General features: G+C 40.9%; 17 protein-coding genes. 10 read left to right on the plus strand and 7 right to left on the minus strand.

Translation table 11 applies throughout. The features are described 5' to 3' along the window. Positions 1 to 9: 9 nt before the first annotated feature. On the minus strand, positions 10 to 1,485 hold the full coding sequence (locus tag K7X70_RS21615) for a glycoside hydrolase (RefSeq protein ID WP_255607537.1): 1,476 nt from the start codon (positions 1,483 to 1,485) through the stop codon (positions 10 to 12). A gap of 233 nt (positions 1,486 to 1,718) precedes the next feature. Next, positions 1,719 to 2,261, minus strand: a complete 543-nt coding sequence (locus K7X70_RS21620) for an RNA polymerase sigma factor (RefSeq protein WP_222538998.1) — start codon at positions 2,259 to 2,261, stop codon at positions 1,719 to 1,721. A 228-nt stretch (positions 2,262 to 2,489) separates the two neighbouring features. Between K7X70_RS21620 and K7X70_RS21625 the strand changes: the two genes are divergently transcribed. From K7X70_RS21625 to mazG, 7 genes are all read left to right on the plus strand, one after another. Beyond that, positions 2,490 to 3,383 (plus strand): DMT family transporter, encoded by an 894-nt coding sequence (locus K7X70_RS21625; RefSeq protein WP_255607540.1) that lies wholly within the window; start codon positions 2,490 to 2,492, stop codon positions 3,381 to 3,383. Positions 3,384 to 3,682: 299 nt separating this feature from the next. Then, positions 3,683 to 5,716, plus strand: coding sequence for a M13 family metallopeptidase (locus K7X70_RS21630; protein ID WP_222538999.1), 2,034 nt, complete (start codon positions 3,683 to 3,685; stop codon positions 5,714 to 5,716). Between the two features lie 104 nt (positions 5,717 to 5,820). Then, complete coding sequence (gene mnmC2 / locus K7X70_RS21635; RefSeq protein WP_222539000.1) at positions 5,821 to 6,483, plus strand: tRNA (5-methylaminomethyl-2-thiouridine)(34)-methyltransferase MnmC2; 663 nt, start codon at positions 5,821 to 5,823, stop codon at positions 6,481 to 6,483. Positions 6,484 to 6,660: 177 nt separating this feature from the next. Next, the gene (locus K7X70_RS21640) at positions 6,661 to 7,611 is read left to right on the plus strand and encodes an aldo/keto reductase (RefSeq protein WP_222539001.1); all 951 of its coding nucleotides are present in this window, start codon (positions 6,661 to 6,663) and stop codon (positions 7,609 to 7,611) included. Positions 7,612 to 7,733: 122 nt separating this feature from the next. Continuing rightward, a complete protein-coding gene (locus K7X70_RS21645; protein ID WP_222539002.1) occupies positions 7,734 to 8,849 on the plus strand; it encodes an AI-2E family transporter in 1,116 nt (371 codons plus the stop codon). A 22-nt stretch (positions 8,850 to 8,871) separates the two neighbouring features. Continuing rightward, positions 8,872 to 9,168 carry a hypothetical protein gene (locus K7X70_RS21650; RefSeq protein ID WP_222539003.1) on the plus strand — a complete coding sequence of 99 codons (297 nt, stop codon included), beginning with the start codon at positions 8,872 to 8,874 and terminating at the stop codon, positions 9,166 to 9,168. 11 nt (positions 9,169 to 9,179) lie between these two features. Beyond that, a complete protein-coding gene (mazG, locus tag K7X70_RS21655) occupies positions 9,180 to 9,986 on the plus strand; it encodes a nucleoside triphosphate pyrophosphohydrolase (protein ID WP_222539004.1) in 807 nt (268 codons plus the stop codon). Between the two features lie 73 nt (positions 9,987 to 10,059). Here the strand turns inward: mazG and K7X70_RS21660 are convergent, their stop codons facing one another. Continuing rightward, complete coding sequence (locus tag K7X70_RS21660; RefSeq protein WP_368388878.1) at positions 10,060 to 11,361, minus strand: DEAD/DEAH box helicase; 1,302 nt, start codon at positions 11,359 to 11,361, stop codon at positions 10,060 to 10,062. A 121-nt stretch (positions 11,362 to 11,482) separates the two neighbouring features. Here K7X70_RS21660 and K7X70_RS21665 point away from each other — a divergent pair, with 121 nt between their 5' ends. Beyond that, on the plus strand, positions 11,483 to 11,950 hold the full coding sequence (locus tag K7X70_RS21665) for a DUF2059 domain-containing protein (protein ID WP_255607544.1): 468 nt from the start codon (positions 11,483 to 11,485) through the stop codon (positions 11,948 to 11,950). A gap of 107 nt (positions 11,951 to 12,057) precedes the next feature. Here the strand turns inward: K7X70_RS21665 and K7X70_RS21670 are convergent, their stop codons facing one another. The 3 genes from K7X70_RS21670 to K7X70_RS21680 all read right to left on the minus strand — a co-directional run bounded on the left by K7X70_RS21670 (position 12,058) and on the right by K7X70_RS21680 (position 16,851). Continuing rightward, positions 12,058 to 13,863, minus strand: coding sequence for an ABC transporter ATP-binding protein (locus K7X70_RS21670; protein WP_255607546.1), 1,806 nt, complete (start codon positions 13,861 to 13,863; stop codon positions 12,058 to 12,060). After that, entirely contained in the window at positions 13,808 to 15,544 is a 1,737-nt protein-coding gene (locus K7X70_RS21675) for an ABC transporter ATP-binding protein (protein ID WP_222539005.1), read from the minus strand. The genes K7X70_RS21670 and K7X70_RS21675 overlap by 56 nt, the downstream gene beginning before the upstream one ends. Positions 15,545 to 15,630: 86 nt before the next feature. Then, entirely contained in the window at positions 15,631 to 16,851 is a 1,221-nt protein-coding gene (locus K7X70_RS21680) for an ABC transporter permease (protein ID WP_222539006.1), read from the minus strand. A 428-nt stretch (positions 16,852 to 17,279) separates the two neighbouring features. On the opposite strand from K7X70_RS21680, the gene K7X70_RS21685 reads away from it, so the two are divergent. Together K7X70_RS21685 and K7X70_RS21690 are read left to right on the plus strand one after the other, a co-directional pair. Then, positions 17,280 to 18,560, plus strand: a complete 1,281-nt coding sequence (locus K7X70_RS21685; protein ID WP_222539007.1) for an exo-beta-N-acetylmuramidase NamZ family protein — start codon at positions 17,280 to 17,282, stop codon at positions 18,558 to 18,560. A gap of 19 nt (positions 18,561 to 18,579) precedes the next feature. Continuing rightward, the gene (locus K7X70_RS21690; protein WP_255607549.1) at positions 18,580 to 18,798 is read left to right on the plus strand and encodes a hypothetical protein; all 219 of its coding nucleotides are present in this window, start codon (positions 18,580 to 18,582) and stop codon (positions 18,796 to 18,798) included. A 34-nt stretch (positions 18,799 to 18,832) separates the two neighbouring features. On the opposite strand, the gene K7X70_RS21695 is transcribed toward K7X70_RS21690, so the two are convergent. Further along, positions 18,833 to 19,894, minus strand: a complete 1,062-nt coding sequence (locus K7X70_RS21695) for a DNA topoisomerase IB (protein WP_222539008.1) — start codon at positions 19,892 to 19,894, stop codon at positions 18,833 to 18,835. Positions 19,895 to 19,900: the final 6 nt, after the last annotated feature.

Here is a 19,900-nt window from a genome sequence, read left to right on the forward strand (position 1 = left end):
GCCTATTGTTTAATTTTTTTGACCGGTAAAAGTGGTCACACTCTGAGCAGGAACACTGATCGTAAAACTGCCATCTGCAGCTGCACTTAAAGTACTTCCTTGCTGCCAATGTGCCGTATTACCTCCTGAAGTCTGGAAACTCAACAATGTTCCAGCAGAAAAACCTTGTAAGCGTAAGGTGGTGCTGATCGCATCCGTACCAGGATTGATCACTACTAAACTGAATTTCCCTGTATTCGGATCTTTATAAGCAGAAACCTTTAACACAGAATTGTTTGCTACAGTACTGCCAAACCTGTAGTAACCGGCGTGGATATATCTGGAAAACTGCCCCATTACATCGTAGGTTTTTGGAAAATCCAGGGAACCATCACTGTTTGTACAGATCAGGGATTCATTGTTACGGATTGCCAGCATGCCCAGCCAATACACAAAAGCGTTGACATTACATTCTGCTAAGAACTTATGCATGCTGGTTGCCAGCTTTAGTCCACCAACAATGGTATTGTCATAGCTTCCGCTATCGTCAGAAGTTTCTGTCATCCATACCGGTTTATTTGCAGTAGCGTAATTCCAGGTCACCGGACTCTGATTTAAGCCCCGCTTTCCACCGATTAATTCTCCAACCTCTACATAACCATGTCCGGCAAGAATATCTACATTACTCCTGTCCATTCCCGAAAGAAAAGTATTCGCAGTCCCCCAGGCCGCATTTTCAGAAGAAAGGATTTTGGTGGTACTCAAACCTGCCTGATTTAGTGCCGGTCTTAAGTTATTGGTCACAAATTGTCCAAGATGTGCCGAATTCCAATAAGAAGCATCCCAGTCTGAGAACACATTTTCAGGTTCATTGGAAGGAGAAATTGCATAGAAATTAACACCTTCATTTTGGTAAGATTTCGCAAATCCAGCCAGGTACTTTGCAAAATCGCTGGAACTGGTACTGAAGTTCAATCCATTAAACCACTTTGCACTTTCTACGTTCGGATTTGTTTTCATAGACAAAGGAGGTGTCCAGGTACTGGCAAAAGTAATGGGCACCTGATAACGTTCTTTAATCTTTTTCAAAATCCATAACTGTCCTAAATGTTCCTTTTGAACTGCGGTAAGCGAAGTATAGCTCGTGCTGTTGACATCTACGTCTATATCTACCCCCGCAGGCTTGATGGTTACTACTCCCGTTTGCTTGTTAAAAGGGTAGGTATGCAGGACTTTTCCCCGCACCATGTTTAGCTGCAAACCTGAATTCCCCCATAAATAAGACATAATACTATCTCTTTTTGGAGATTCAAAAAATGGCACGATACGTCCGCCAAAAGCGCCAAACCCATCAATACGCTGATAAGTTTGCTCCCAGTTGATGGTGACCTCTGCTGCACCAGCCGCCGCTACAGCCAGCTGATTCGCTTTTAATTTTTCGGAACCTGGAACCAGGTCTTCCATTGTTTTCTTTTTACAGCTTCCGGCCAGGACGAGCGTTAACATGGCCAAAAAAGTTAATCGTAGGTTGTTGCACCTCATAATTCATTTAATTTGAGTTCACGTTGTACAAGTCATTATTGACCTGCATTTTCATTAAATAATTTAGGACATCAATTGGGGAAGCATCCGAAAATACCACTCCTTAAAAGCGCTTTTTTTGTTGTCTTTTCGTATACTAAATACATAACTAACTTAAACAAAAGGACTAGGGTAAATAAATACTTTTTTATCCAATTTTAATACAATTGGCATTTTATGCGAAGTCTTTTCAGTGCGCTGGTAATTTGATTTTTTACCGTTTGAGAAGAAATAGATAATTTTCCGGCTATCTCATTCACAGAAAGTTCTTCTTCTCTGCTCATTTGAAAAACTTTACGCATACCAACGGGCAAGTTCTGGATTTCCAGACTCAACTGGCCGGCCATCTCCTTTGTGGTGTATTGTTCAAAAAGAGAATTTTCTGTTTCTTCGGTAATCTTTAAATATTCCACATCATGTTTGATGCGTAAGGTTTGCCGGCGATGGAGATCGCTCAGCTTATTTTTTAAGATGGTATAGATAAATCCAATAAAAGTGGTCGTAATTTTTAAAGTATGGCGCTTTACCCAGATCACCATAAACAAATCATGAACCACATCTTTTGCCTCCTCTCTATTGTTCAGTTTCTTGCAGGCAATCGCGTACACCACATCCCAATAGCGTGAATAAATTTCATTAAACGCGTCATCATTGTCTTCTCTCAATAAGGCCAGCAAAGCCAGGTCTGTAAGCTGTTTCAATAAATGGAGGTCTTAGGTGGTGTTATATTTGGTGATCCAATATATAAATTAATTACAAAAGTAAAGGAATAGAAAAGTAGAGTTCCCCCCTTTATCGTTAAGTTTTTATTAAGTTCTTGTACATAAAAACAGCTGATCACTTAATTTATCAATTCTTAGCGCTTTTTATCACCTTCTTAAGGTTTAAAACTTCCATAAAATCAGCAATTTTCTTAGGTTTAAAACGAAATGACAAAAGGGACTATAAAGACAATCGGTATTGGAGTATTATTCTCCATGCTTTGGGCATCTGCCTCTGTGGCTACAAAGTTTGGTGTACGCTCTGCCCCCCCGCTGATCCTTGCCAATGTTCGCTTTTTCCTGGCAGGAATTGTTTTACTCGGCTATTGCTACGGCATCAGTAAGGATAAAATCTATCGCCTGCCTAATGCTATTGAATGGAAACAGCTGGCCATTTTTGGCTTCCTCAATACCGCGGTGTATTTAGGCCTGTACGTTTACGCCATGAAGTTTACTGCTGCCGGGATTGGCAGTTTAGCCGTATCTACTAATCCCTTACTGATTGTTTTATTTTCTTCCTGGCTGATCGGCAGAAGACCTTCAGGAGCAGAAATATTAAGTATTGTACTCGGGATGACCGGGATCGCTTTTGCTACCTACCCTTTATTAGGTAATCAAAGTACGAGTTTGATGGGCATCGGACTGCTCATGCTGAGTATGGTGGTCGTTTCTTTCGCAAGTGTCTATTATGCAAGGGTGACCTGGACCTTACCAAATCTGTTGATCAATGGATGGCAAGTTACCCTTGGCGGACTATTCTTGCTCCCTGTAACCGCTATATTTGGTGATTTTCAATCCTTTCAACCCGATGCTACCTTTTGGTATGCTGTATTGTGGCTGAGTCTTGCCGTTTCTGTAATCGGATTGATCTGCTGGTTTTTCCTGCTGAAACTGGATACAGTAAAAGCCTCTTTATGGCTATTCCTATGTCCTTTATTTGGTTTCTTTTATGCCTGGTGGCTGATGAATGAACCGATCACCTGGTATACCGTCTGCGGGACATTCCTAGTCGTACTAGGCCTATATATCGGTCAGCGTCAGCGCATTAAAAAACAAGGATAATTTCACAGCTTGCCGAAGCTTATATCATAATTTTCATAACACCACACAATAAATTGTGTTAAAATATGTTAAATAGATATAAAAACCCAAGTTATGAAAGCGATTAAGATAGTTCTATTTACAGGGGTCATTTTTAGAAAACTCGGCTTAACCAAGCTATATTACTGGTTCAATAAGTAATATTTTTAATAGATATATTATTTGTTTCCAGGGATTTGCTACATTGATCCTCCGTTAGCATAGCCTACATTTCCGTTTGGATCAAAAGGGCTGCGTCTATCTACTATTAACTAACTATTATGACTACTAAACTGAAAAGCTATTTTGCTGCTTTGGGGATCGTGGCTGCAAGCTACACTGCAAACGCGCAATCGCAGATGAAATTTATTGATCCTGCAAATATGGATCTTACCCTGAAACCAGGTGATGATTTCTACCAGTATGCCAGTGGCAACTGGATCAAAAACAACCCTGTTCCCGCTAAAGAAACACGATGGGGAAGCTTCAATGCCCTTCGCGACTTTAACATCAACGCTGTAAAAGGCTTGGTAGAAGGCGCTGCAGCCGACAAATCAGCCCCTGCTGGCTCTGTAAAAAGACGTGTAGGTGATTTTTATGCGGCGGCAATGGACAGTGTAACCATCGAAAAATTAGGCTATACACCGATAAAAGCTGACCTGGAAAAAATCAAGCAAATCAAAGATCTGCAAGGAATTTTAGATCATGCTGCTTACCTCAGAACTACCGGACTGGCTGCACCAATGTTCAGTTTTTATGTTGGCCAGGACAGAAAAAATGTAAACAAGTACATGGCACAGCTGGGCCAGGGAGGAACTACCTTACCTGACCGTGATTATTACCTGAAAGACGATAGCAGAAGTGTAAAAATCAGAGAAGCTTATGATAAGTATATGACTACCCTGTTTACTTTAACTGGAAATAGCCCTGCTGAAGCTAAGAAAAAAGCCGCTACCGTGATGGCCATTGAAAAACAATTGGCAGAAGCACAAATGGCAAGAGTGGAAATGCGTGATCCACATAAAACCTATAATAAATTTACAGTAACAGACTTTAGCAAAACTACCCCTCAATTGAACTGGGTAACGATGCTTCCTAAATTTAAAGTAACCGGTCAGGATACAATCCTGGTCTCTTCGCCGAAATTCTTTGTCAGCCTGGACGGAATGTTAAAAACGGTTCCTGTAGCCGACTGGAAAACTTACCTGGAATGGAATGTCTTGAAATCATCCGCTTCTAACCTGAGCAGCCCATTTGTAAATGCTTCCTTTGCCTTTACACAAGCACAAACTGGTCAGAAAGTACAAACCCCAAGATGGCAGCGCATGTCGCAGCTGACTGATGGTACCATTGGCGAATTACTTGGACAATTATACGTGGCGCAATATTTTAAGCCAGATGCTAAAGTCCGCATGACAGAATTAATTGCGAACCTTAGAAAAGCTTTTGAGATCAGAATCAATAACCTGGACTGGATGAGTGATGTGACCAAAGGAAAAGCATTGGAAAAATTAAACGCCTTTGTTCCTAAAATCGGTTACCCAGATAAATGGAAAGATTATGAAGGCTTAACAATCACCCGTACTACTTACCTTCAAAACTTACGTAACGCAGGTGCATGGGGATATAATGAAATGGTAACTCAACTGGGCAAACCGGTAGACCGTACCCGTTTCGGTATGACTCCTCCTACTGTGAATGCTTATTATAGTCCTACCATGAATGAAATTGTGTTCCCTGCCGGAATTCTACAATTCCCATTCTTCGATCCTAATGCTGATGATGCCGTAAACTATGGTGGTATCGGTGCAGTGATTGGTCATGAGATGTCTCATGGATTTGATGATTCCGGAAGTCAATATGACAAAGACGGAAACTTACGCAACTGGTGGACACCGGAAGACAAAGTTAAATTTGAAGCAAAAACTAAGGCTCTTGGCGAACAGTTTGATGCCTATACCGTTTTAGATACCATTCATGTAATTGGTAAACTGACTATGGGAGAAAACATCGGTGACCTTGGTGGTTTAAACGCAGCATACACTGCATTTAAAATGACCAAACAAGGGCAGTCGGAAGATAAAATTGATGGATTTACTCCTGATCAACGCTTCTTCTTATCCTGGGCTCAGGTATGGAGAGGCAATATCCTGGACGAAACTGCAGCACAGCTGATCAAAACAGATCCACACTCTCCAGGTCCATACAGAACCATCGGTGCACCAGTAAATATGGATGCCTGGTACAAAGCTTTTGATGTTAAACCTGGTGATAAATTATACAAAAAACCAGAAGACAGAATTAAGATGTGGTAATCCAAATCTGCCTTTAAGCTAAAGCGCGGCCTTCTTATTTAGGAAGGCCGCGCTTTTTTCTTATCTTGCGGTTCATCTATTAAGCTTAGGGCTCACCTCTAAAAATGAACATCATAACTTTAACTGCCGACGGCTCCAATACCTTATTTAATGAAACGATTGGCGAACATTACCACTCCAAACATGGTGCTTTACAAGAAAGTAAACATGTGTTTATTGATGCCGGATTAAAACACGTAGCTGTCAATCAACAGGAAATCTCCATCCTGGAAATTGGATTTGGTACCGGACTAAATTTTTTGCTGACACTGGAATATGCGGCAGCCAACAATTTGGAACTTAAATATACCGGATTGGAGGCTTTTCCCTTGGAATTGGAAGCCTTAAAATCCACCGGTTACCAGCACTATGTTCCTGAAAACATCTGGAATAGTCTAGAAAACAATTACTTAAACGCACTAAAAACACCAGTAATCCTATGGCCAGGCCAGGAGCTCAGCATCCCGCACATTACACTGGATCAATTTCAAAGCCCTGCTGCATTTGACCTGGTTTACTACGATGCCTTTTCCGTACAGCATCAGCCGGAAATGTGGTCCGATGAAATCATTGCACATACCTGCAGCTTCCTGAAATCAGGCGGAACATTTGTCACTTATGCCATCACAGGGAAATTAAAACGTGCCCTAAAAAGTAATGGCTTTACCATTGAAAAACTACCTGGAGCACCTGGAAAAAGAGAAATGCTGAGGGGAACCAAGCTGTAGTCCCCTGCTTTAATCAAATCCTTCCTCTTTTAAACTGATTTTCCTGCAATTAATGTCATTTTCAAGGACTCAATTTTTGATGGTACAACAATTAGCGCTGCTTTGTTGTTAAATAGATACGCCCTTTAAAATTATTAAAGACGTTCAAGAAATAATTAGAACAACAGATAGCTGGCAATGGAAAAAAGAAAATTAGGCAACTCCGATTTATTTGTATACCCGATCACTTTTGGCGGGAATGTTTTTGGCTGGACCATAGACGAGGCGAAATCCTTTGAAATATTAGATGGCTTCACCGGAGCCGGTTTCAACTTCATCGATACTGCAGATGTGTATTCCCGATGGAAGCCGGGCAACTCTGGAGGCGAATCTGAAACGATTATCGGTAACTGGATGCAGCAAAGAAAAAACCGGAATGAGGTCATCATTGCAACTAAAGTGGGCGGAGATATGGGGCATGGGAAATCTCTTTCTAAAAAAACCATTCTGGAAGGCGTAGATGCTTCCCTGAAAAGACTTAAAACAGATTATATAGACCTTTATCAAAGTCATTATGACGATCCAAATACGCCCATCGCTGAAACATTAGAAGCTTACGACGAGCTGATCAAAGTAGGAAAAATCCGTTGGATTGGCGCCTCTAACTATACTGGAGCACGTCTAAAAGAAGCACTGGAAACTGCTCAAAAATTGAGTCTACCGAAGTATCAAACCTTCCAGCCAGAGTATAATCTATATTCCCGTGAAGGATATGAAAGGGATCTAGAGCAGGTAGCCATAGACCACCAGCTCGCAGTGATCAATTATTATGCTTTAGCCAGTGGTTTCTTAACCGGAAAATATCGTACAGCAACCGACTTAAATAAAAGTCAGCGGGGTGCCGGCATTCAAAAATACCTGAACGACCGAGGTTTTAAAATACTGAAAGCACTAGATGAAGTATCCGAACAATACAATGCCACACCGGCAAGCGTGTCCTTAGCTTGGCTGATTGCCCGCCCTTCTATAACAGCTCCAATTGCTAGTGTGACGAGCCTTTCACAGTTGGAAGACCTCAAAAAAGCAGCAATGCTGAAATTGAATATGGAAGATATTGCCATCTTAGACGAGGCAAGTAATTGGCAATAATCTTCCGGTACTTGTAAAAATGATAAGACATGTTTATAAATGCCTTGCTGAATAAAATTTGGCAGGGCATTTGTCTTTATGTGTAAATTATTAAATTACGCCTGTCTAACACCTCATCAGATATGAAGAACAGTTCCAGTCAACCATTCAATACAAAATTAGCGATAGTGCTGTTCTCAATTATTTCTCTAGGATACCTGGCCATACTAGGCCGAACAATCCTTGCTCCGCTACTCACTTCATTTTTACTGGCTATTTTACTATTGCCACTGGCCAACTTTCTGGAACAGAAATGCAGACTAAAAAGAAGTATGGCCTCCATCATTTCTGTAGTCCTGATGATCGCCGTGATTTGCAGTATTTTGTTTTTCCTGGCCAACCAGCTGACAGACCTCTGGCAAGACTGGCCTTTACTGAAACAACAGGGAGAGACCTCTTTCCATGAACTACAGCATTGGATCTCTTCCAGTTTTGGCGTGAATGCCCAAAAACAGATTGAATACGTGAAAGAAGGAGCCTCAAAAGTATTGTCTACCAGTGCCGTATTTGTGGGCGCTACCCTGCTTACGCTTTCCACTTCTTTATTATTTCTCTTTTTCCTATTGCTATTTACCTTCTTCTTATTAAACTACAGAAGGGTATTGTTCAGCTTTTTAACCTCAGTATTTGAAGAACAGCATACGGAAAAAGTAAGTGAAATCGTAAGACAAATACAATACATCATCAAGAAATACATCACCGGACTCTTCCTGCAGATGTTCATCGTAACCAGTTTAATGATGCTGGTACTTTGGATATTAGGCGTGAAATATGCTGTTTTATTAGGCTTAATCACCGGAATATTTAACATCATCCCTTATATCGGGATCTTTAGCGCGCTGGTGATCAGTGTGCTGATCACTTTTGCCACTGCAGGTGCCGCCAAGGTATTACTGGTCATCATTGCCTTTATCGCTGTTCATGCCATAGATGGAAACGTGTTAATGCCATTAGTAGTAGGTTCTAAAGTAAAGATCAATGCACTTTTTGCCTTTATCGGAATTGTGGTTGGGGAAATGGTATGGGGCATCTCCGGGATGTTTTTATGTATCCCTTATCTGGCCATGCTCAAGATCATTTTCGACCGTATTGATACGCTAAAACCATGGGGAATTCTGCTTGGTGGAGAACATAAGCCGAATAAGAAAAGAAAGGTTTACCGCCTCAGTAAAAACATCAAATTAGAAGAACAAGAATAGTCATAACGTAGGACAGTTAACCATGAGAGAGAGCCGTTCACCGCATATTTTAAATACCTCTGCCAACCTTTTAGGGCTTTGTTTTATCGTACTCACATCGATTAAGGTCTCCAAAATGCAGGATGTAACTTTGATTGATGAGACTACCGCACTGGCCATTGTACTATTTATGGCCAGCTGTATGCTCTCCTTCATTTCCATGGGAAAATCCTTTGGCGATAGCCGTCGACTGGAAAAAGCGGCAGACATTATCTTCTTATCGGGTCTTGTCGTTCTTTTTTTAACCACAATGATGATTACCTTTAACGTCATTAAATAAAACACAACACAATGCCCAATCATATCGCCCCAATAACGGCTGCCGATCCGGCAACCGCATTCCAAAGGTTGTTAACCGTATTAGATACCCTCCGTACCGACTGTCCATGGGATAAAAAACAAACGATGGAAACCCTTCGTCACCTCACTATTGAAGAGACTTACGAATTATCGGATGCCATCCTGGAAGGCGACCTCGATGAAGTAAAAAAAGAACTTGGTGATGTGATGATGCACCTGGTATTTTATGCCAGAATCGCGTCCGAAACTAATGATTTTACAATTGTTGATGTACTAAACAGCGTTTGTGATAAACTGATCAATCGCCACCCGCACATTTATGGTGATGTAGAAGTGAAAGATGAACATGATGTAAAACGCAATTGGGAGCAGATTAAACTTAAAGAAGGTAACAAATCTGTGTTGGCAGGTGTTCCTGCAGGTTTACCTTCCCTGGTTAAAGCCAGTCGCATTCAGGAAAAAGCCAGAGGTGTAGGTTTCGACTGGGATGATAAAACTCAGGTATGGGAAAAAGTCGAAGAAGAACTTCAGGAGTTTAAAGACGAATACAATACTAAAGACAATGAGGCCATAGATGTAGAAAAAGCAGAAGAAGAGTTTGGAGATCTGTTATTCTCATTGATCAATTATGCGCGTTTCATTAATATCAATCCAGAAAATGCATTGGAAAAAACCAATAAGAAGTTCATCAAAAGGTTCCAGTACCTGGAAAGTAAAGCCAAAGAAAATGGTAAAGCTTTGCAAGATATGACCCTTGCCGAAATGGATGTTTATTGGAATGAAGCCAAAAAAGTTTAAACAATAAAGCCCTTAATTCAAATGAACTAAGGGCTTTATTGTTGACAGCCGATGCGCTGATCAGCTACGGATTTTAGCCGTGTTTCTTTTTCATGGTCATCTTTGCCTTCTGGCCGATACCATAATTATAATCCTTAGTATTGCTTTCTTTCTTGTCATGGAAAGCGCCGCCACCAGTAGGGGCAACATTCTTCTCTTTAACAATCCTGCTTTTATCAAGACCACCGGTTTTGGCAACTTTATCAATCACCAATCCTTCTGGTAAATCCATCACTGTTAACTTCTTACCGATAGACTGCTCAATCTTCTTCACTTCCACCAGCTCCATATCTGTCGCAAATGTAATTGCAACTACCTCTTCATCACCATTTTTCAGAATTCTGCTGAGGAAAGTTTCTTTTTGCTCAGGAACTTCGAAATGGAAGAGGAAAGGAATTCCAGAAAGATCCAGATTAGCCGTTCCTTCATTGGCAACGATTAAGATCCTGGCTTCAGGAATTTCTTTAAAATCCTCGATATGATCAAATCCATTCTCATCATCAAAGAACAAAGGATTCAATACAGATACATCACCCGGCCTTGCAGAATGCAGGCTTTTACCCAGTTTCTGAGCCGTTAAACGTGTGTTTACAAAAACAACCACCTTATCAAATACCTCATCATCTCTCAATAACATATTGAGTAAATTCACTTTGGTCTTATGATTAGGAACAGGATATAAAATCAGTTCATGAGTGCTTGCCTGATTTTCGCCTAGATCTTCCACCTCTAAAGTAGTTGGGAAATGCAGGAACTGATCAATCATATAATTCAGTTTTTCATGAACAACGGTAGTAAAGACTAAATGCTGGCATTTACCTGCACTTCTTGCCAATTCACAAACCGGAAGCTGCATCCCTTGTTTCACTATGACTTCCGCATCGTCTACGATAAACATCTGCAATTTACTCAGGTTTAAACCTAGTTTCAGATAAATAGCACGTGCTCTGGTTGGCAAAGCCACCACAATATCCACCCCATCTACCAGATCCAGTACATCCTGCTCTGTCCCTCCGTTTCCGTATAAACCCATAATACGGAGGTTTTTATTTTTATTTAATTTCTCAAATTCCTCAATCACCTCTAATACCTTTTCCTTTGAAGGAACAAGGATCAGCACTTTTGGCGCTTCATCTGTGCTGTATTTCAGGCGCATTAGAACCCCAAGCACATAGTTCGTCGTTTTTCCTGAACCTTCAGGACCAACAGCGATGATATCCTGTCCGCCAAGAATTCTTGACATTGTTTTTGCCTGAATCTCTTTCGCAGATATATATCCGGCATCAGTCATTGCCGTTACCAGTTGCTTGCTTAGTTTTAATTTCTCTAATGACACAGTTTCTCTATTAATATTATTATTCCGCAAATTTACGTAATATTTAATTGAGGACTGTAGCCTTTTATAATTCGGGAAACATTATAGTAGAAATCTCGGATTATTCTCTTTAATTTGAAGCATGAAAAACATATCCAATACCCTGAAAAGGCTCTTTTTTGTAACTGCCTTACTACTTAGCAGTACTATGATTTCCTTCGGACAGGACAGTAATTCCTATAAAACCAGTCTAAAAGAGATGATGGATGCTTCTGGCTCCGCTGCAACTTACAAAGTTGCCATTGTACAGACTATAAAAATGCTGAAATCACAAAAAAACGATGTTCCTGAATCCGTCTGGCAAGATTTTGAAGCTACTTTCCTTAAATCAGCTCAGGATGAGTTATTTGACCTGTTACTGCCAATCTATCAAAAAAACCTGACTGAAGCCGACCTAAAAGCAATCACAGCATTTTACCATACTCCTTCCGGCAAAAAACTTGCTGAAAAAACACCTTTTATCATGCAGGATTCTATGCAGGCTGGCCAGCAATGGGGAATGAAATTAGGAGAAGAATTCACCAAGAAATTACAGGAAAAAGGATATTAGGAAAAGGCTCAACTGCACAGCAAATACAGTCATTGTTACCACAACCGGTAACCCTATCCTACTGAAGTCGGACAATACTGCCCGACTTCAGTATCTTTTCTAAGCTTTTAACTCTTCCGTTTACCCTTCAACAAAAGATCCATCGCATGGTCAAGTGTACCAGCGCGCGTCACTTCTCCAGAGTTCACAAAGAAGATCTCATCTGCATTTTCGATGGTATTTAAACGGTGTGCGATGATCACCAGGGTCGTTTCTTTAGGTAGTTTTTTTAGGATAGCGCTGAGTAACTGCTCCGTAATTGTATCAATATTAGCAGTCGCCTCATCCAGGATCAACAATTCTGGGTTTCTTAAAACCGCTCTCATAAAGGCAATCAGCTGCTTTTGTCCCAGGCTAATGTTATCAGAACCAGAAGTCACTGCCGTATCCAGTCCATCTTCAAAAATGGCCAATAAAGCATCCAGATTCGCTTCCCTGATCGCCTCTTCCAGCTGTTCATTGCTGTAATTTTTATATCGGTCATTGCCATATAAAATATTATCCCTCACCGTCCCTGTAAACAAAAAAGGTTCCTGCAAAATGAAGCCAATTTTAGCGGCCCGCTCTTCATGGGAATAAGAACGAATGTCTTTACCGTTCAATAAAACTGTTCCTTCCGTGGCATCGTATAAACGCGCAATCAAGGATGCGGTAGTTGTTTTCCCGCCACCTGTAGGGCCAATCAGGGCGTAAGTTTTTCCTTTCTCCAGACTAAAGCTGATGTCGTGCAAAATCTCTTTGCCGCTGGTATAAGAGAAATGAACATTTCTGAATTCCAGCAAAGCATTAGCAGTTTCTGAGCTTTCTTTGAGCTCTTTGAGCTGCTGCAAATCATTTTTCATGGATAAGATTTGAGAAATCCGATCCCATCCTGCCATGGCAACCTGGAAATTTGCCCATAACGCGGCCAACTGTCTCAATGGATTATAGAAATTGGTAGCATAAGAAAAATAACTGACCAAGAGTCCGATCGTAAACTGTCCTTCAGAGATCAGGTAAATTCCAAACAGCAGCACAATCAACTGTGCCATGCTCGAAAACAATCCATAAACAGGCATTAAAATATTATTGGCCAGCCCTGCCCCTATGGCTGTTTTATAATTGTGGCGATTTGCCTCATCAAATCTTTTCCGGAAATAATCTCTTCTGTTGAAGGCAATGATCACTTTAAAATTATTCAGACTTTCCTGAATTTCGGCACTCAGACCACCAACACTTTTCAGATTGGAAGCATTTCTTCTTTTCACCCATGGGGATACCAGCGCGGTAAAAATCAGGATTAGCAATGCTGGAACCAGGGCCGCAGCACCCAGCTCAAAATTGATCATCAATAAGAAAATACCGGCACCAGTCATCGTCACGATACTGCCAATAAACTGCATCAGCGACTGAGAAAAGAACTGATTGATCTTATCCGTATCATTGTTCACCCTGGAAATCAGATCTCCAGCCTTATTCTCATTAAAAAAGGCTACAGGAAGCTCCTGAAGCTTATTAAAAACCGCATTCCTCAAGGTGTACAGCATACGCTGCCCCACCCCGCCCATTAGTTTTGTCTGAAAATATCCCGTACAGAAAGCCAGTAGATACATACCAAATATGATTCCTGAAAAGACAAGAACACCATGATAATCTTTAGTGCGGATATAGGCATCAATGGTATGTCCGATTAATAGTGGCCCCAATAAAAGTAAACCAGAGTTCAAAAGGATAATCCCTGAGGCAATCCACAGGTTTTTCTTCTCCTCAGAAATCAATTGAATCAGTTTTTTTAAGGCCTGAAAAGTAGACTGTTTTTCTTCCTGGCCACTATTCTGGTTAAGGCTGTAATTCATAATTGCTGGTACTCTGTTGTGAGTTAAAAATTTGAACATACTCCGGACTGGTTTTCATCAGATCCTCATGTTTACCCTGTGCCACGATTTCACCTTGCATCAGCACAATTACCTTATCATAATGTGCGACTGCGGCAATTTTTTGTGTGACCGACAATAAAGTAATGCCCGGATAATTCTGCTGCACGTTTTCCAATATTCTCTTTTCGGTATGGTGATCCACGCGGGAAGTAAAATCGTCTAACAATAAAACCTTAGGATTAACGGCCAGTGCCCTTGCCAGCATGATGCGTTGTTTTTGTCCGCCAGACAGGTTAGATCCCCGCTCAGAAACAATCGTATTCAATTGATCTGGTAAAGAGGTAATAAAGTCATGCAATTCTGCGGTGGCGATTGCTTTTTCTAAAGACTGATCTGTTACTGTATCACTAAAGGCAATATTTTCACGGATACTCATATTAAATATAATGCTATCCTGGAATACGAAACCGACCTGCCGATGAAAAGCTTCCGGGTTATAATCTTTAATGTCATGGCCATCAAATAAGACTTCGCCGCTATCTGGCAAAATTAATCCGGTCAGGATATAAAGCAGTTGTGACTTTCCTGCAGCAGTAGGCCCGATAATTGCCGTTTTAGAACCTGCTTCCAAGGAAAAGGAGATGTTTTTTAAAGCTGGCTTCTGACCATAAGACACCGATACCTCTTTTAAGGTAATTGCCCCGGCCAATAGTTCCGTAATTTTCCCTTCTGCCGGGCTTTCCTTTAAATTCAATACCCCTTCAATACGTTTATAAGAAGTGGTGGCCTGGGCAATGACGTTACTCATGAAACCGATCACTAAAATCGGAAAAATCAGTAAGCTCAGGTAACTGTTAAAAGCGGCAAATTCTCCTAATGACATGGTCCCCTGGATCACAAAATGACCACCCAATGCCAAAATCGTTAGGCCGGCCATATTGGCGACAAATATAATCAGCGGAATTAAACCGGCGAATAGCTTCAAAATGGCCAATCCAAGGTCTCTGGCTTGCGCATTGGCGGATAAAAACTTACTATATTCCAATTGCTGAGAATTGATCACACGAATCAATGCGGCGCCCAAAATACTTTCGTTGATCACCTTATTTAGCCAATCGATCACCTCTCTACTCTTTTTAAATAAAGGTTTAACCTTACTCAATACCAGATAAAAAGCGGTTCCAATAATGGGGACAATAGCGATTACCGCTAATGCCAATCGCCAGTTTAAACCCAGCAGCAAGATACTGGCGCCTACAATCAGAAAGATGGAGGAAGCAATGGAAACAATCGCCTGTGCTACAAAAGACTTGATTGCATCTACATCTGCGGTCAGGTTAGTCAATAATTTTGAGGGATTTGCCTTTTCTATGTAAGCATGACTTTGGCGGGAAATCTGATCGGAAAGCTGCCTTCTCAGGTCTCTTGCCACCTTTTCCGAAGCGTAAGTCTGCACCACACTTTGTAAATAGGTAAAAATAAAGATCAACACAATTGCTCCTGAAAACTCGATCAGTACCGGCTTGATCAGAAAAGTACCAGCCGTATACGCATCAATCCCATTTGCAATCAGTTTTGGCAGCAACAAGTTCACCCCATTACTCAGCAAAGCGAGGAAGATCAATAGGTAGATCATTCCACGATAGGGCTTCAACAGACTAAAAACGCTAGATTTTTTCTCTTTTACTGTTGCTTTCATATTTCAATTTCCTCTATTTATAAGGCATAAAAGGACCTTACAAAACTATATTTTTGCGGCACACAAAGTACCAAACATTCATTATATTATTTAAATCGAATTGCTTTTAGCGGAGATATTTTGCTGACCAACAAAGAAGGAATTATCAGAACTACAAAACAGATCACTACGATTCCAATATTTAAAACCAGTACATCTAAAAAATGAAGTTCTACAGGCACGTAAGATAAATAATAAGAACCCTGATCCAATTTAAACACATGAGTATATTTCTGAATAAACCCCAGTCCTAAGCCAAGGATATTCCCTAAAAACAAGCCTATCCCAACAAGATATACCGCATTGTAAAGGAAAATTTTGATCACACTATAATCTGTCATTCCAAAAGCTTTCAGCATACCGATCATATTGGTACGTTCGAGAATCATGATCAGCAGTGCAGTAATCATATTGATCACCCCTACAATCATCATCAGAATGAGCAAAACCCTGGTATTTACATCTAATAAAGACAGCCAGGTAAAGATGGCCGGAAAAAATTCAGCTACAGATTCCGACCTGAGGTTGACCTCCAGATTCTCATAAATACCAGTGGATACTTCCTTTAATTTAGAAAAATCTTTAATTCTGATCTCCAGTCCGCCAATCTCGTTAGGGCTCCAGTTGTTCAATCGGCGAATCACATTGAGATCCCCCAACACAAATCCTTTATCGATTTCCTCTACCCCAACAGCATAGATTCCTACAATCTTAAACTTCCGGTTTCTTGGCGGATCCTGTACAAAGTACATGATAAAGTCATCACCGGCTTTAAGTTTCAGCCGGTTTGCCGTAAACTGAGAGATCATAATCTCTTTCATCGCCTGTGCACTATCCGCAAAATTAATCACCTTTCCGCTTACCAAATGACTTTTGATATAATTCCAGTTGAAAGTTTTATCGACGCCTTTAAAATTGATTCCTTCCACCTCATCATTTACAGAGATGATGGCCGGTTTTGTCGCATAAGCCTGATAAAAGGCCACATTTGGATTTGCCTTTAAATGCTGGAGGGTTTCCACTCCCGGAACAAAGGGCGTCTGCTCAAAGGAATTGTTCAGGTCGAACTTGAAAATGCGCACATCACCGATGTAGCCCCTTACCTTCTCCTGAATTTCCGTTTTAAAACCTTTAATGATGGCTACAGAAAGCATCATGACCGCCAAACTGAGCATTACGCCTGCAATTGCAATGCGAACGATCAGCTTCGAAAAAGTACGCTCAGATTTGATGGCTATACGCCTTGCTATGAAATATTCTATGTTCAAACTTTTTGCTATAAATAGTGACTTAGCAAAAATACGCCGACGGCATTTTTACAGCGATAAAGTTGCAAATATTATGTGAATTTCTCGACTTAAAATATCTTCAGCTGCGGGGATATGTTTTTAGCCCTACAAAGCGACAGACTTATTGATCGCCCAATGGAGATAACAGAGCTAAAGAAACAAGTGCTGCAGGATAAAACCACAAGATATCTTGATATAAATAGCTCAATACACCTAATCAAAAGTACTTTAAAGCGCATAATTAGACATCAAGATATCTATACTTCAAGATATGTAAACATAAAAACATCTTTAATTCTCTACTTATATGCTACCTAGGCAGCTTTAGATTTCATCCTCTTCTCAACCTATTCCAATTTTCCTATCTTTATCCTTCTATAACAAATGATCACCAAATAATTTCCTGAATGAAAAGATCCCGTTCCTTTTTACTTTTACTTACAGGTCTTAGCCTGCATTTATCCGCCTGTGCAGCGGGCCATAGTACTCCTCCTACTGCTGTTAAAGCAACAGAAAAGAAAGCTTTGGAAAAACCGCGGAATAAAACCAAGGTTCAAGATCATGAGATTCGCACCGGAGCAGAGCAAACAGAACAGTACCTGCCTTACCTGAAAGGTAAACGTGTAGGCATGGTGGTTAACCCCACCTCTATTATTGGCAAAGAAACCAGTGTAGACAGTCTACTGAAGCTAGGTGTAAACATTGTAAAAATATTCGGACCGGAACACGGTTTTAGAGGGAATGCCAGTGCCGGCATCCATGTAAATGACGCTATAGATACCAAAACTGGCATTCCAGCAGTTTCTTTATATGGAAAACACCTCACGCCTACTAAAGAAGAACTGGCAGATGTAGACGTTATGGTTTTTGACATTCAGGATGTAGGCGTTCGTTTTTATACTTACATAAATACCCTGCAGCACGTGATGGAAGCCTGTGCCGCACAAAATAAAGAAGTACTGATCCTGGATCGTCCAAATCCCAATGGCTTTTACATTGATGGCCCTATCCTTGATCCGAAACTGGCCTCAGGAATTGGCTTACAACCCATTCCAATTGTTCACGGACTAACCGTTGGCGAATATGCGCAGATGCTGAACGGAGAAGGCTGGTTAAAGAACAAGCTGAAATGTAAAATCAAAATTATTAAGGTGGCCAATTACAACCATGACCTCCCTTATGAACTGCCGGTAAAACCATCACCAAACCTAAATACGGCACAGTCTATTCTGCTATACCCTACCACTTGCCTATTTGAAGGCACCTATTTGAATCATGGCCGCGGCACTTTATTTCCTTTTACCATCCTTGGCGCTCCAGCATTAAAAGGTAAATACAGCTTTAGTTTTACCCCAAAAAGCATCAAAGGGATGGCCGAAACACCATTACATGTCAATAAAGTATGCTATGGACTGGACCTCAGAAACTATGACACGGAAAAAATACGCCAGGATAAAGCCTTAAACTTAAATTGGCTGATCGAACTCTATCAGGCTTATCCGAATAAAGCCGATTTCTTCAATTACAAGCTGAGCAATCAAATGAATAATTTTGACAAACTGGCCGGTGATAGCAGTCTGAGGTTACAAATCATTGCCGGAAAATCCGAAAAGGAAATCCGGGCCAGCTGGGAACCTGGTTTAACGCGCTATAAAACAATGCGTAAGAAGTATTTGTTATATCCTTAACAAATACAAAAACAACCAGATGATGAACAGCGAAGCGAAAAAGAAAAGCGATAAACCCAGTAGTAATTATCAGGAAGAAGTTCCAAAAGATAAGGTGCCGGAAGGCAATAAAGCAGTAAAAAAGCCGGAAGACAAAGATTATCATCAAGAAGAAGCTCATTTTAAAAACCCTGCTCAACAGAGAGAAGAAAGCGAGCAGCCTGTTCATTCGGTCAAAAAAGCACCAAAAGAATCATAAACAAGATAATTATCTATACCAATACAGGCCCTGATCAATTCAGGGCCTGTTTCTTTTTCATCGCTTTCAGAAACTGCATCAATACCTTTTCCTGTAATTCCAGGCCCCCAGCAGTATCCAACTGAGCTGCCTTCATCTTTTTCAAATATTTTCCGAGCTGCTCATTTTCGAAAGCTTCCAGTAAAAGTGGGTAAACATAAGCACTTTTACAGACGGCCCTTGTATTTCCAAGCTTTGCAGCGACACAATCCAGCACTTCCAAAATAATTTTCTTTTTAGGCTTTTCTGAAGCCAGGTCATCGGCACAGCAAATTGCCAGCTGACGCATCGCCTCCAATGTTCCTCCCCAGGTACGGAAATCCTTAGCCGTAAAATCATCTCCGGTGATTTCTTTGATGTAATTATTTACCTTCCCAGAGTCGATCGCCTGCCGTTCCTTCCCTGCTGTATAATATTGGAACAAATCCTGACCAGGGATTTCCTTACATTTCTGCACCATCCTGGCTAATGTTTTATCCGTTAAAGTCAATTCCTGCTGCACTCCTTTTTTACCTATAAAACTCAGCATCAATCGGTTTCCATTGATCTTTACATGTTTATTCTTCAAAGTACTGAGGCCATAACTGCCATACAGCTGCTGATAAGCGGCATTTCCAACACGAATCAGCGTTTTTTGCATCAGCTGCACACAAATCGCCAGCACCTTTCTTTCGTCAAGTTCTTTGCGTTTCAAATCCCTGCTGATCTTTTTCCGGGCAGCAGGCAATGCTTTTCCAAAATCCAGCAACCTGAAATACTTGCGATCTGATCGCCTGGAAGTCCATTCCGCATGGTAGCGATACTGCTTCCTACCTGCCTGGTCTATACCTGTAGCTTGTAAATACCCATTCTTACGTGGAGAGATCCAAACCGATGTCCATGCCGGAGGCAGCACCAATTGCTGAATCCTTTCCAGGTCCGGCAAGGCCGTAATCCGCTTTCCATCTTTATCTACATAATGAAAATTACCGGGTTTTCCTTCCCTGTATATCCCAGGTTTAGCGTCTGTTACGTATACCAAACCGCTTGATTTTAATTCTTCCAGAGTCTCAACCATACAATT

It is taken from the genome of Pedobacter polysacchareus (assembly GCF_019802255.1).
Lineage (GTDB): Bacteria > Bacteroidota > Bacteroidia > Sphingobacteriales > Sphingobacteriaceae > Pedobacter > Pedobacter polysacchareus.